We start from the raw sequence: 13839 nt of genomic DNA, 5'->3' as shown, positions 1-13839 counted from the left end.
GCAGTGTAACGATTTGATCGAGAAACGCCACCGATCTCGCGCTTTAGACGGAGATCGGCTGGCGTTTAACGCTTATAGCAACATGTTGCTTAAACGTTAGGGCAAGGCACCGGCGCCCAGTCGGCCAGGTTTGGATCGCGGCAGGTGCCTTCGATCTGCGCCTTGCCGGCGCTGGCGACCTGCTTGCTTTCAGCTTGCTTGGCCTGCACGGTCTGGATGCTCTTCTCGGTGGTTACCGCTTCTTTAGGCACCACTGGCAGCGCAGGCTTCTTCGCTGGCTTCACGGCTTTCTTGCCTTTGGCCGGGGCCACGGGCGGCGTGGTGTCGGCGGTGGCCACGGTGACCACGTCGGCGCGCTGCACGCCTACCTGCTGCAGGTCTTGCTCGTAGGCCTGGGTATAGTTGTTCAGGTCTTCGCTGGCTTTGCCGTTGACCGCGACGATCAGGTCATTGGACTCCTTCAGGCCCGCGACGATTTCTGCCAGGCGCTTGCGGCCTTCGGTGTCGTTGACGGTCTTGGCCTTGCGGTCGGCCACCAGCTTGGTGAACGCGCTCTGGTAGCACTGCTGGGACGCCTTGGCGTACGCGGTGCTGCGGTCGATGTCGGAGGCGCTTTTGTTGAAGTCGGTGGAGTACGACGCGATGCGCTGGTTGTCATCGGTGATCTGCTTCTGACGCTCGGTGTAGTAACCCGCCGCGCCGCCGGCCAGGGCGCCGCCCGCTGCGCCGATCGCCGCGTTGCGGCCGCGCTTGTCGGAGTCACCGGTCAAGGCGCCAAGCAGTGCACCGCCGGCCGCGCCGAGGGCGGCACCGGTGACGACCGACTTGGTCATGTCCGAATCGGTGGCGCGCAGGTGCTGCACCGGCTCGTAGCAGTTGGGGTAGTACTCGACCTTGGTGCTCGACGCGACCTTGGACGCCGGCGACGTGGCGCAGCCAGTCAGCACGGTACTGAAACCGGCCGCGATCAGCAGCAAGTGACGCTTGGAAACCGCCTTACGGGAAAAAAGCATAGATGTGTTCTCTTTTAAGTTTGACTTGCCCAGCACGGCCCACCGCCGCCTGAGTCCCTTCCAAGCTCGCCATACAGCCAACGATCAAGACCGCTGACCGCTCGCTGCGAGCAATTCCTTCAAGATCGTCGCCGGGTCGGCCCGCTGTTGCTTGCGGTAGTTGCCGACATGGCGAACGAACAGTGTTGCGCGCGTCACCAGGCTCTTGCCGAGCACGGGTTTGCGATCCAACTCTTCCTTGATTCGTTGAAACTGCGCCTGGATCACCGCATCGGTGTAGCGCGTGCCGGTGGCCAGGTTGTCGATGTAGATCGCCACCGCGCCGTCGAGGGCGCTGCGTCCGTTGTCGATGGCGGTGGCGAACAGCTGCGCGCTGGCCTCGTCCTTGTTGTCCAGGGCCTGCTGGCGACTCTTCTGCAGGTTGGCCAGGCGGATGTTGTAGTTACTGATGGTCTCGGCCACCAACGCGGCCGACTGGATCAGGTTGCCCGCCGCCTCTTCGCGTTGCTGGGCGATCAGCGAGACATTGCGCTTGAGCTCTTCGTTGACCAGCCCCAGCTCGGCCTGCAGCTTGGGGTTGGCGCTGGCGGCGATGATGCTGTCCAGGCGCTTGGTCGGGTCCTGGGCATCGTCGATGGCGTCGGTCAGCGCGGCCAGGCGACCTTCTTTCTGCCACTGCGCGAACAATTCCTTGTAGCGCGAGCGCGGCGCCGACAAGGCCCCCATCGCCACCCGGAAGCCGGTGGTTTCGTTGCTCTGCTCGGTACCATCGGCAGCGAACAGCGGGTATTCGCGACGCATGCCAGTGAACAGCGTGCCCTCACCTTCCAGGTAGTTGCCGCCCTTGACCACAAAGCCGCCGTAGGTGCCCTGGCGACGCCCGGCGTGCACCAGTTGGAAAGACTCCTGGACCATTTCCGCGGCGTTGCCGATCACATCGAACATACCGATCGGGTTGGGCAATTTGGTGCCGATGGGCATCAACCGCGCCGCCTGCCCGGTGCCACCGGCGACCTGGTTGAAGACTGCGTAATCACCTAGCGGGCCGTCGCTGTCACTGCCGTCAGTGCGGCGCGGGAACAGGCGCCCTTCCAGATCCTGGCGGCTCACCGCGTGGCCGCCGCGCGCGGCGAACTCCCATTCCACTTCGGTGGGCAGGCGCACAAACCCCAGGCCGCCGTCATCCGCCGACGAACCGCGCCCGCTGACCGGCAGCAAGTCGCGGTGGTATTTCATCAACCAGGCGCTGTACACCGCCGAGAAGCGCTCGGCCTCAAAGCGCGAGAGCTTGACCTTGGGCAAGCGCCCGGCCATGCCGCTGGGAACATCGCAGGCCGGCGCCGGCTCGCCGCTGGCCAGCGACTGCGCCTGGGACATCACCTGGGCGTACTGGCGGGCAGTCACTTCGTACTTGCCGATGAAGTAGAGCATGGGCTTGAGCGGGGTCTTGGCGTCGGTCTTCGGCATCAGTGGCGCGATGACTTTGTTCCACTCCTTCGGCAGGTCCTTGAGGGTGAACTGGCCGTTGATGAAGTCGCGGCGGTAACCGGAAATAAACGACTGCTGGTAGCCGGCCTCACCTTCGGCAAAGGGATAGCCGAGGCTGATCTCGCGATCGTCCAGGGTGCCCTGGGCCAGGACGTAGGCGTAGCGAAACAGCATATTGCCTTCGCACGGCAGCGGCAGGCTGACGTCGCCGGGCAACGGCTTGGGGTTGTCGAGCTTGTCGCTTGCCTCATCGGCCCAGGCCATCGAGGCCAGGCTCAGCGCCACACAGGCGCCCAGTAACTTATACATCTCTGATTCCTTCAGAAGCCTGGATACGCGCCACTCGCCAACCGCCACAGGCCGCCGCCACGGCGCTGACGCCAAGGACTGCAACCAGGGCCAGGGCGTAATGACGCGCCAGCAGGTGGCTGGCGTGTTCGCCCGGCACCTGCACGAATAATTGATTCAACCCCGCCTCGGCCAGTGCATACAGCCCGGCACTCAGCACGGCGGCAACACCTGCGCTGTACAGCGCCTGCATCACCACAAACAGCAACAGCGCGCCGGTGGAAAAGCCCAGCAGGCGCAACACCGACAATTCCCGACGCTTGCGCGCCACCGCAGCCAACGCCCCGGCGAAGATCGCTGCGAACGCCCCCGCCAACGCCAACCCGGCGATGATCCAGAACACAATCGACAGGTTGCGGCTCAACGATTGCACCTGGGCGATGGTGTGCGCCTGGGTCGACACCAGCAGGTTCTGCCCGGCGAAATACACCCGCAGCGGCTCCACGTCGACCAGGCTGCGCGCATACAAGCGAAACGCCGGGTACACGCGCTGCTCGCTCACACCCACGGCTTCACCGTCCCAACCCAATGCCGGTACGGCGCGGCCATCGCGGTAATCCTCGGCCGCTTCCAGCAAACTCAAATCAGCAAACAACCCGTCGCGCGCAAAGGCTTCCAGCGGCACTACCGCCAGCACCTGCAGGCGTGTGCGCCGGGCCTCGACGCGCCCCGCCACCTGCCGTGCAAAGCTGGTTTCCAGCCAATCGCCTGGCCGCGCCGCGAGCTTTTCGGCGGCGGTGTGGCTCAGCACGATCTGATCCAGCCCGCGCGGCATCGGCACGCCCGCCAGCAACGGATCGCCCGACGCCGTCGGCAGCATTTCCAGGGTCAGAGTGCCCACTTGCGCGGTGGCTGCAATCTGCCGTGTACGTGGCAGTGCAAAAGCCACATCCGGGCGCCGGCCCAGTTGCTCGACAAATGCGCTGCTGAATCGACCACCGCCCAACGGAATAATTTCACGCGTCGCGGGGTCGGTCTCCAAACGTTCGGTCAAACTGCTAACCAGTCCAAATTTCAGGCCGAATAACACCAGCAACGGCGCGATCACGGCGACCAGTGCCAGCACCGAGCAGGCCGACAGCCACGCGTCGTTGCGGTAATCCTGCCAAGCCAGGGAGGCCACCAGAGGGATGCGCATCAACTCGCCTCCCCGAGCGTCGCGGTGACACCACCGTCGGTGTCGCGACGACAACTGATGCGCCGCACCTGCAAGCCGCTGGCACGCGCCAGGGCCTCGTCATGGGTGGCAATCACGCAGGCGGCGCGATGCTCGCGAGCCTGGGCCAGCAGCGCGTGCATCACGCGCTCGGCGTTCAGCGGGTCAAGCGAGGCGGTCGGCTCGTCCGCCAGCACCAGCTGCGGCGCATGGGCCAGCGCGCGGGCGCAGCTCACACGCTGGCGTTGCCCCACCGACAGCGCTGCCGGCTTCTTCATCAACTGATCACTGATTTCCAACTGCGCGGCCAGGCGCGCCACGCTGCCGTCATCCTTCAGGCCCAGCAGTTGCCGCGACAGCGCGATATTGCTGCGCACATCCAGAAACCCCAGCAGCCCGCCGGTTTGCAGCACATAACCCAGGTGCCTGCTGCGCAGCTCGGCCAGGGTGGATTGCTGATCGGCGCGCCACAACGCGGTGATATCCTGCTGATGGAAGTCAAACTGGCCGACTTGATCCGGCGCCAATACCAGCGCGAGCAAATCCAGCAAGGTGCTTTTGCCACAGCCGCTCGGACCGACGATTGCCACTTGCTCACCGGCACGCAGCGCCAGCGCCGGAATCACCAGGCTGTAACGCTGGCTACCGACACCCCGGCTCTTGTGCACCGCGCTCAGGTTCAGCATCAAGGCAGCGTCGACAGCGGCACGCGGTACAACGCATCGCCCGGCTCGGCATCGCCGAAACGGACCCAGTTGGCCACGTCATTGTGGAAGGTTTCGTACAGACGGATTTTCGAGTCCAGCTCGTCGATAAAGTCTTCCTGCTCGGCCACGCTCAACGACAACCACAAGTCCTGGGTCATGTTCAGGGACTTGCTGCGGTACGGCAGGCCTTCCAGGTATTCGCCGAGAATGCCGCCGTCGGCCAGGTTGCCGCCCTTGCGCAGGGCTTGTGGGTCGCGGCTCATATAAGCCGAGGCGCTGGCAATTTCCTGGAAGAAATCCTTGGGCGAGGTCTGGGTCTTGCGCGCCGCGTCGACAATCAGTTTCAGCGACTGCTGCAAGTCATTGAGCTGCAGCTTGGTCAGCATCACACACACCTGGAACGCCGGCAGCGCCGGGTTGGTCAGGTCGCGGTCGGCGGTCCAGGCGCTGACCAGCTGCGGCGCCTGGCTCGCGGTTTTGCGCCCGAGGAAATCCATGTGCATCGCGTAGCCGACCGCCGCCGATTTGTCCGCCAGGCTCGGTGCACTGCTCAACTGCGGCACCGGCTGCGGCGTATTGCTGCGCACCTGGTGGACAAGGTTGGCGAACACCGTGCCGATCTCGTCGACACGCTCACCCAACTTGCGCACATCGCCACCCGGCACCGCGGTGTACAGATCGCCGATCTGCGGGTTGGCGTCGGCCGTGAGGATGCGGTACTGGCTCTCGGCACCGGCGTGGGTTTTCTTGCCGGCGTCGGTGCGCAAGTGCAGCGCGTAGATCTTGATCTGCTTGCCCAGCGCAGCCTGGCGCACTTCGGCTTCGTTCATCTGGGTGGCCGCAAAAGGGTCGTTCTTGCGCAGCGCGCCGGCATCGGTCACCAGCAGGATGATGCGACCGCCATAGCCGGACCAGTCCATGCCGTCCACGGCCTGCATCACGCCGGCGAACGCGTCCTCGTTGAACGAGTGGCTGGACACGGTGGACGCCTTGACCTGGCGCGCCATGTCGAGAAAACGCTGCGGTTCGCGGCCCTGGTCGAGGGTGATCAGGGTCTTGGCCACGTATTCCAGGCCCGGGGTTTTCTTGATGCTGCTACGAAAACCGACCATGCCGAAGCTGACACTGTCCAACTCGCCACGCTCGGCGATGCGGGTTTGCAGCTCGTGCACCACATCGCGGATCTGGTCGATATAGGGCTGCATGGACACGGTGGTATCGACCACCAACACCACAGCGGTACGGAAGGCGTCCGCGTTGGCATTGAGCACCGGCGTGGCCGGTTTGGCGGGTTTTGCGGCGGCGGTGCCGGGGTCGATGGAGGCTACGTTGAGCAACTGCACCGGCTGGCCGTTTTCGTCGAAACTCTCTTTGGAATCGAAGATCGGCAGCAGGTAGAACTGGTTCTGCGGCACCGCACTGGCGGTCGGTTCAAGGGCCAGCACCTGGCCGTTGTCGTCGCTGTTTTTCTGCGCCTTGGCCAACGCGCCCTTGGCGGCGGCGGGGTCCGCCAGCAGCTTCTCGACTTCGCTGGACTGGCGCAGGAACATCACCGGCGCCCGGCCCGAGCGCTCGGTGAACTTGAGCACCAGGCTCTGCTTCCAGTCACTGACTTGCGCGGCCGGCAACCAGCCATCGCTGCGGCCATCGGTGGCGGCGCCGACGCGGACCCACGGGCTACCATCGACGTCCTTGCGCTGATAAACGTAGAGCACGGAAAACGCCGGCAGTCCTTCGCCTGGCGCGCCACCGGCATCATGCGAGAGCTTGGCGCCCGGCTTGCTGAGCACGCGCTGGAACAAGGTTTTCTTGCCGGCCATCAGCAGCGGGCGCTGACCGCCGTCCACCTCGGCCACTGCCGGTGTCGCCTCGGCCGGCGGCGCCTTGGGCAGCACGGCAGCCGGCGGCTTGGCGGGCTCATCGTTGCCACTCAGCCACCAGTAGCTCGCGCCACCAATGGCCAACGCGACCGCCACGGCCACGGCGGCCAATGCCAACACCGGCCCACGGCGCTGCTCGGACACGGCGTTGTGCTGGGTCGGCGTCACCACCGGCTGACGCACCGGCTGCGGCTGGGGTTTATCGGTCGGGATGTCGATGGTGACCGGCGTCATGCCCGCCAGGTCGAAGCTCAGCGGGATCGGCAACGGCCGCACCAGGGTGGCTTCCAACGACTCCGCTGGCAGGTTGTCCAGCGCTGCCAGCAACGCCGCCGCATCCGGGAAACGCTCCGCCGGGTCCTTGGCCAACAGCTTGCGCAGCACGTCCTGATAACGCCCGTGGTGCACCGGCAGCTCCGGCAAAGGCTCGGTCAGGTGCGCCAGTGCCGTGGACAGCGCATCAGTGCCGTTGTACGGCAGCTTGCCGACGAGGATTTCATACAACACCACGCCCAACGCATACAGGTCGGCGCGGCCATCGATCTCCTGGCCCCGCGCCTGCTCCGGGCTCATGTAGCTCGGCGTGCCCACGGCAAACCCGGCCTGGGTGAACTGGGTGCGGTCGTCCAGGGACTTGGCGATGCCGAAGTCCGACAGTACCGCCGTGCCATCGGCGCGAAACAGAATGTTCGCCGGCTTGACGTCGCGATGCACCAGGCCCTGGGCATGCGCATAGCCAAGTGCCGAGGCGATCTGGCGAATCAGCGTCACGCCCTGCTCCGGCGTCAGGCCGGCGGCGATGCGCTCTTTCAGCGTGCCGTTGGGCAGGTATTCCATGGCCATGTAATACAGCTCACCGACATTGCCGATGTCATGGATGGTCACTGTGTGCGGGTGCGACAAACGCGCCAGGGTCTTGCCCTCGCGCAGGAAGCGTTCGCAGAAGCTCGGGTCGGCCGCCAGTGCCGCCGCCATCACCTTCAACGCGACCTTGCGCTCCAGCGAACGCTGGGTCGCCAGGTACACGCTGGCCATGGCGCCTTCGCCGATTTCGCCTTCGATGTCATAGCCGGGAATCAGGATGTTCATGCCGATACCTTCACGACGATGGCGGTGATGTTGTCCGGCGCACCGCGGTTAAGCCCCAGGTGCACCAGGCTGCGCACGATTTCATCCGGCGCGTCGTGGCTGAGCACTTCGCGGATTTCATGGTCTTCGACGGTTTTGTTCAGGCCGTCGCTGCACAACAGGTAGCTGTCGCCAGGTGCGATCAGCAGGTCGATTACCGCCAGCTCCAACTGGGCTTCCACGCCAATCGCGCGGGTGACAATGTTGGCGCGCGGGTGCACACGGGCGTCGGCTTCGCTGAGCAGGCCGCTGTCTTGCAGGTCCTGGACGTAGCTGTGGTCGCGGGAGATGCCTTCGAGCACGCCGTCGCGCAGGCGGTACAGGCGACTGTCGCCCGCCCACAGGCATACGCCGCGCAAGCCGCGCGCGGCCAGCACGACCACGGTGCTGCCCATCATCGTCACACCACGGTTGGCAGTTTCTTCACGCACGGCCGCGTTGATGCGGATCAGGTCATTGCGCAGCGCCGCCGAGTATTCGTCGAGGGAACGCCCCACAGGGAGACTGCGCAGGCTGTCGACGATCAGGCTGCTGACGTAGTCCCCCGCCGCATGCCCGCCCATGCCATCGGCGACCACCCACAGGCGATTCTCCGGCAGGTCCAGGCACGCGTCTTCGTTGACCTGGCGGACCATGCCCACATGGCTTTTGCTCGCGGATTTGTACGTCGACCCCATCTACACCACACCTTCTTGTCCGAGCAAAAACTGCGCAAAATCGCCGGTGGCAGGCAGGCCCTGACACCGCAATAAACCAGGGGAAATCGTCTGCGAACCACGGCCCCACCACAGGCTCGCACCGTCGCAGGCCTGTTCGGCGAGCGCATTCATGCGCTGCTCGGGCTCGCTGGCCGCCACGCGTTGCAGGCCGGCGAAACGACTGTCCACCGCGCGCAATGTGCTTGCCGGCACGCCCAGGCTGTCGAGGCCAGCATTGAAGCTTTCGAACGAGGCGCCGGCATCCAGGGTGCTGAGCAACAGCTCTTCGGCGTGTTCGAACCAGGTGTCCGGCCCGCCCACCAGGGAGGCAGGATTGGTGTCGTGATCCAGCAAGGCCACCACCGCCAGCGGGAAATAGCGCCCGACCCGGTCGATGCTCGGCATCACCACGCCTGCCGCCGCGTCCGGCCCGCACACGCCCGGCGCCAGTACAAAGCGCCACAGCGGGCTGACCAGGTACACGTTGAGCCAGTCGGCGCCGAGGCTGTGCTGGCTGGCGAGCAGTCCCGCCGCCAGCCAGCTGTCCCACGGGCCGATAAAACTCTGCGGCAAGGCGCGGCTGACAAAGTCACCGCGGCTGGCCAGCTTGCCGTAGAAACCCAGGGTCGTCATAGCCGCTCCGGCAGGCTGAAGCCACTGAGCACACGGCTCTTGAACGGGTTGAAAGCGCTGTTGGCGCGCAGTTCGTAGGCAATGCTCGCGCCGTCGACCCGCAGGCGCAGGTTGAAGCGATCCGGCGAGTTGCCGGCGGTCAGGTCCGATTGCTCCAGCAGGCGGAACCATGCCCACGGCCCGTCCAACGTCACCCCGGAACGCCCGCTGGCCGACGGCGGCATGATCGAAATACGCACCACGCCAATGCTGCCAGGGTTCGGCCATTGCATCGCCACCGGGCGGCTCGGGCCATGGTCGTAACTCAATTGCTGTCCGTCGAGGTCAAGCAGGAACTGAGTGATGGTCGGGTCCATCGACACCGGCTTGAGTTCGAACCGCACGATCGGCTGGGTGCCGCCGGCGCGGAAGAACGCATCGCGAATCGTCGCGGCGCGCTGGAAGGTCTGCAGCACGCCCGGCGCAATGCCGAGCTTCTGCGCCGCGCCCGGCTGCCAGCGCCAGGTCTGCGCGGAGGTGTCCACGTACGGCTGCAGGTATTTGCGGAAGTAGTTGTCCATCACCCCGCCCACGCCGAAGAACTGACCGAAGTCATCCAGGGTGGCATCCCGCGCGCTGCCCGGCGCCATCGGGTAGCGCCCGGCCAGGGACTGGCGATACACGTTGACCACTTCGCTGACCCAAGCCGCGTTCAGCTGGTTGCGCACGCCGCCCATCATGCTGTTGGTAGTGGAATTGACCACCGACTTGACCATGCCCTGCACCAGCGGCGGTTGGCGTTCGGCATTCAGGCTGACCCGCGTGGCTGCCGCCGCTGCCTGGTTCTTCGCCTCGCCGAGCAAGGCATCACCGCTGGCGCCGACCATGGCGCTGACCTGCACATACAGCGCGTTCATGTCCGCCAGCAAACCGTCGATAGCTGCCGGCTCGCCTTCGTTCTTGCTGACGATGCTGTTGAGTTCGGCAAAGTGCGCGGTCACCGGATCGTCTGCCGCCTGCGGTGCATTGGCGACAGGTTGCTCCTGGCCGAGCAGGCTGCCGAGACGCTCCTTGAGCTTGTCGACGCCGCCTTCCACCGGTACGCCCTTGGCCGCCAGCTGGCGCTCTTCCGCTTGCAGATCGGTTTCCCTGGCCACCGCCACCAGCAGTTTTTTCAGCGGCGAGGTCGGGCCGGAAATCACCCGCAGCACGTCGGCGGCCTGGGCCACGCTGGTGATCGGCACAAAGTCGATATCGGCGAGCAAGGCATCCCACTGGCGCTGGTAATCCTGGAAATACAGGCGCCGCACATCGGCGGCCAGGCTCACCACGTTTTGCTGGTCGGCCTGCTCATGGCCGAGCACCCATTGCTCCTCGGCCAGGGTGCCGGTCTGATTCAGGCTGCTCAGCAGAAACGCCTGGCGATAGCCCTTGGCGGTGAAGAACCCACTCAACGGCTCGCCCAGCGGCTTGCCGCTCTTGCGGCTGAACACCAGCGCCGCGTCACGCCCAGCGGCTTCGTTGAGGCGAAAGTCCGGGATGCCTTCGGGCAGCTTCTGACGCTTGACCCGGTCGTAGACGCGCTGCGCCACCGGCAGTTGCTGCAGCTGGCGACGCAGGTCGTCGATCAGGCGCGGGTCGAGCCGCGCGCTCGGCGGATGGCGTTCGAACAGGGCCTGCAAGTGCCCGGTCAAGGCCTGGCGCTGGTCGGCCGGCAAGTCGCGCGGCAGGTTGCGATCCCAGTCCAGGGCGATCCAGGCTTTGATGAAGTCCGGGTCGTAGTGCTCGGTGTCGGCGAGCATCAGGTAAGCCTTGAGCCCCTCGTAGAGGAAGTCCGAATTGCCGCCGCCGTGCAGTTGCTCTTCGATGCGCGTCACCAGGCGTGGCGCGAAGACGGCGATCAACAGCTTGCGATAGACGCTGGCGGACTCGGCTTCAAGCATGTCGCCCTGATACAGGCCCAACCCTTCGGACCAGCTCGGCGAGTCGCCCGCCAGGTTTTTAACCGCGTTGAGCAGCGGCAGCACCGCGAGCACATCACGCTGCGCCGGGCTGAGGTTCTGCACGGTCTGGCCGAGCGGCGCGACCTTCTGGTCGACCTGGGCGATATACGCCTGGTTGGCGCGATAGCTCACCCACCACAGGCCGCTGACCACCACCACCAACGCCACGGTGGCCGCGAGCACGCCGCGCGCGATCCACTTGCGTCGGCGCTCGACCTTAGGGTTCACCCCCACCAGCCCGCGCTCGGCGAAGGCCACGGCGGTGAAGAGTTTTTCGATGAAGTAACTGCGCCCGGTGCCACTCTGGCGCGCCAGGTGCTGGCGGTCCAGGTTCATGCTCTGGGCCATGGCGCCGATCAGGCGGTCGATCGGGCTGCCTTCCTGGGTGCCGCTGGTGAAGTACACGCCGCGCAGCAGCACGCGCTCTTCAAAGGCATTGGGCTTGAACACGCCCTCAAGAAAGCTTTGCAGGCAATCCTTCAAGGCGCCGAACTGCTGCGGAAAGCCATAGATCAGGTCGCGTCGCGCCGGGTCGCGTTCCTGTTGCAGGCGTTCGACCAGGCGCTCGTTGAGGCGCTGCTCCAGGCCGGCGAATTCGCTTTGCAAGTGCGCCAGCGGGCTGTCGCTGTTCTTGCCGTCATCGAGGGCAAAGGTCATGCCCCACACCTGGGCGCGCTCTTCCTTGCTCAGGTTGTCGAAGAATTCCATGAAGCCCGGCACCAGGTCGAGCTTGGTCAGCATCAGGTAGATCGGGAAGCGCACGCCCAGCTGGGTGTACAGCTCCTGGATCCGCAGGCGAATCGCGGCGGCGTGGGCAGCGCGTTCCTCGTCACTGCCCAACAGCAGGTCCGACAGGCTGATGGCGATAAAGGCGCCATCGATCGGGCGGCGCGAACGCTGCTTTTTCAGCAGGTCGAGAAAGCCCAGCCACGCAGCCTTGTCCACCGTGGAGTTGCTGTCCTGGGTGGTGTAGCGGCCGGCGGTGTCGAGCAAAACGGCCTGGTCGGTAAACCACCAGTCACAGTTGCGCGTACCACCGACACCGCGCACCGCTCCGGCGCCCAACTGGGCGGCGAGAGGAAAGTGCAGCCCGGAATTGACCAGCGCAGTGGTCTTGCCCGAACCCGGCGGGCCGATGATCACGTACCACGGCAGCTCGTAAAGGTTGCGCCGCTCATCACCGCCCAGCTTGGCCTTTTTCAGCAGCGCCAGGGCTTCGTCCATGCGCTGGCGCAGGGTGGTGAGTTCTTCGGCGGTGGCCACGCTGTTGGGGTCGGCCGGGGTTTCCGCCGCCAGGCTGCGCATCACTTCGGCGGCCTGGCGCCGGGCCTGGAGGATGCGGAACACGCGGTAGGCGATCCACAGCGCAAACACCAGGATGATCAGCGCCCAGCGTCGCCCTTCGGGCACCAGCACGTCGAGCAATGGCCCGACAAACCAGATGATCAGGCTCAGGGCGATCAGGCCCAGGACGGGGATCACCCAGCGAATCATGAAACTGAAAAACGCCTTCACTCGACGCCCTCCGCCAATACGGTGATTTCAACCCGACGATTGCGGGCACGGCCTTCGGCAGTGGCGTTGGTCGCCACCGGCTCGGTGTCGCTTCTGCCTTCGGCACTGAAGCGATCGGCCTGGCCGGTCTTGGCCGCCAGGATCTCCAGCACCGACTTGGCGCGTGCTTCGGACAGCGCCCAGTTCGATGGGAAGCGCAGCGTGGCAATCGGGCGGTTGTCGCTGTGCCCGGTCACGCGCACCTGGCCCTTGACCTTGCGGATGGCGTCGGCAATGCGCAGCATCAGCGGCTGGTAGTCATCGACAATGCTGGAGCTGGCGGAGGCGAACAGTTCATCGCCGCGGATCGTCACCACGGAACGGTCGACCGCATCCTCCACCGCAACGCGACCGGCCTTGATGTCTTCCACCAGGAAACCCGCCAGGCGCGGCCGTTCGATGACTTTGGGCTGCGCCACCGGACGGTCGATGGCCTGCACCGGGATTTCGCCCAGGGCATGGATATTCTTGAACACCGGCTCGGCGTCCGCGGCCAGCTTCATGCGCAAACCAAACAGCAGCGCCAGCAGCAGCGCCAGGCCGATGGCCACGGCGATCCACGGCGGCATGAACTGCGCCAACCGGTCGCGCGCCACCGTCACACCGCGCCAATGCGGCGACAGCTCGCGCTCGTGCTCGCCACGCGCACTGCGAATGGCAGCGGCGGTGCGTTCGCGCAGGGCTTCCAACTGGCTGCGACCGTCGTTCATCACGCGGTAGCGACCTTCGAAACCCAGGCACATGCACAGGTACAACAGCTCCAACAGGTACAGGCGTTCCCGTGGGCTTTGCAGGCAGTGGTCGAGTAGCTGGAAGACCTTTTCGCCGCCCCAGGCCTCGTTGTGCACAGTGATCAGCAGGCTCTGCTTGCCCCAGTCGCTGGTGCTGCCCCACGGCGTGCTCAGCACTGCTTCGTCAAGGGCGGTGCACAGCGCGTAACGCGCCAGCAGCACTTCGTTGCGCGCCACGCCGGCGGCTTCGGCACGTTCTTCGAACTGGCGCAGGTAGGCCAGCAATTGCGCGCGCAGGCTGGCCGGCGCCGGATGGGCGATGGTGCTACGCAGGCGCGTGAGCAGAGCCAGCAGCGGGCCGGCGGCGCTTTCAAGCGGGTTGAGGCCCTGGCTCTTGCCGGTCAGGATCGGCGCCGCCGGCATCGACAGCGGGGCCGGTTGTGCACGCACCGGCTCCGGCGCCCGGCCACCCGGGCGCGGCATGAACTGGGTGCGGTCATCGTCATTGGGATGCATCGCGG

At 65.6% G+C, this 13839-nt stretch carries 9 protein-coding genes; all 9 read right to left on the bottom strand.

The features are described 5' to 3' along the window. Positions 1-89 precede the first annotated feature (89 nt). A complete protein-coding gene (gene tagQ / locus C9990_RS00505; protein ID WP_065902504.1) occupies positions 90-1013 on the bottom strand; it encodes a type VI secretion system-associated lipoprotein TagQ in 924 nt (307 codons plus the stop codon). Between the two features lie 84 nt (positions 1014-1097). Next, on the bottom strand, positions 1098-2810 hold the full coding sequence (locus C9990_RS00500; RefSeq protein ID WP_106802286.1) for an SUMF1/EgtB/PvdO family nonheme iron enzyme: 1713 nt from the start codon (positions 2808-2810) through the stop codon (positions 1098-1100). Next, positions 2803-3987 (bottom strand): FtsX-like permease family protein, encoded by a 1185-nt coding sequence (locus tag C9990_RS00495; protein WP_106802285.1) that lies wholly within the window; start codon positions 3985-3987, stop codon positions 2803-2805. Before C9990_RS00495 ends, C9990_RS00500 begins: the two co-directional genes overlap by 8 nt. Beyond that, on the bottom strand, positions 3987-4691 hold the full coding sequence (locus C9990_RS00490; protein WP_106802284.1) for an ABC transporter ATP-binding protein: 705 nt from the start codon (positions 4689-4691) through the stop codon (positions 3987-3989). Before C9990_RS00490 ends, C9990_RS00495 begins: the two co-directional genes overlap by 1 nt. Further along, a complete protein-coding gene (locus C9990_RS00485) occupies positions 4691-7681 on the bottom strand; it encodes a serine/threonine-protein kinase (RefSeq protein ID WP_106802283.1) in 2991 nt (996 codons plus the stop codon). Before C9990_RS00485 ends, C9990_RS00490 begins: the two co-directional genes overlap by 1 nt. Further along, positions 7678-8397: a PP2C family serine/threonine-protein phosphatase gene (locus C9990_RS00480; protein ID WP_065902515.1), complete on the bottom strand. Its 720-nt coding sequence runs from the start codon at positions 8395-8397 to the stop codon at positions 7678-7680. The genes C9990_RS00485 and C9990_RS00480 overlap by 4 nt, the downstream gene beginning before the upstream one ends. Continuing rightward, the gene (gene tagF, locus C9990_RS00475; RefSeq protein WP_065902517.1) at positions 8398-9051 is read right to left on the bottom strand and encodes a type VI secretion system-associated protein TagF; all 654 of its coding nucleotides are present in this window, start codon (positions 9049-9051) and stop codon (positions 8398-8400) included. Then, a complete protein-coding gene (tssM, locus tag C9990_RS00470; protein WP_106802282.1) occupies positions 9048-12548 on the bottom strand; it encodes a type VI secretion system membrane subunit TssM in 3501 nt (1166 codons plus the stop codon). The genes tagF and tssM overlap by 4 nt, the downstream gene beginning before the upstream one ends. Then, positions 12545-13834 carry a DotU family type VI secretion system protein gene (locus C9990_RS00465; RefSeq protein ID WP_065902521.1) on the bottom strand — a complete coding sequence of 430 codons (1290 nt, stop codon included), beginning with the start codon at positions 13832-13834 and terminating at the stop codon, positions 12545-12547. The genes tssM and C9990_RS00465 overlap by 4 nt, the downstream gene beginning before the upstream one ends. Positions 13835-13839 lie beyond the last annotated feature (5 nt).

The sequence above is a fragment of the Pseudomonas sp. S5D5 genome (assembly GCF_003013355.1).
Lineage (GTDB): Bacteria > Pseudomonadota > Gammaproteobacteria > Pseudomonadales > Pseudomonadaceae > Aquipseudomonas > Aquipseudomonas aylmerensis.
The sequence above is the reverse complement of the archived record's forward strand: the minus strand, read 5'-3'. Positions and strand labels throughout refer to the sequence as shown.

Bases quoted from the DNA above. Each gene is read 5' to 3' on its own strand.
- tagQ (WP_065902504.1), bottom strand. From the start codon at position 1,013: ATGCTTTTTTCCCGTAAGGCGGTTTCCAAGCGTCACTTGCTGCTGATC.
- C9990_RS00500 (WP_106802286.1), bottom strand. From the start codon at position 2,810: ATGTATAAGTTACTGGGCGCCTGTGTGGCGCTGAGCCTGGCCTCGATG.
- C9990_RS00495 (WP_106802285.1), bottom strand. From the start codon at position 3,987: ATGCGCATCCCTCTGGTGGCCTCCCTGGCTTGGCAGGATTACCGCAAC.
- C9990_RS00490 (WP_106802284.1), bottom strand. From the start codon at position 4,691: ATGCTGAACCTGAGCGCGGTGCACAAGAGCCGGGGTGTCGGTAGCCAG.
- C9990_RS00485 (WP_106802283.1), bottom strand. From the start codon at position 7,681: ATGAACATCCTGATTCCCGGCTATGACATCGAAGGCGAAATCGGCGAA.
- C9990_RS00480 (WP_065902515.1), bottom strand. From the start codon at position 8,397: ATGGGGTCGACGTACAAATCCGCGAGCAAAAGCCATGTGGGCATGGTC.
- tagF (WP_065902517.1), bottom strand. From the start codon at position 9,051: ATGACGACCCTGGGTTTCTACGGCAAGCTGGCCAGCCGCGGTGACTTT.
- C9990_RS00465 (WP_065902521.1), bottom strand. From the start codon at position 13,834: ATGCATCCCAATGACGATGACCGCACCCAGTTCATGCCGCGCCCGGGT.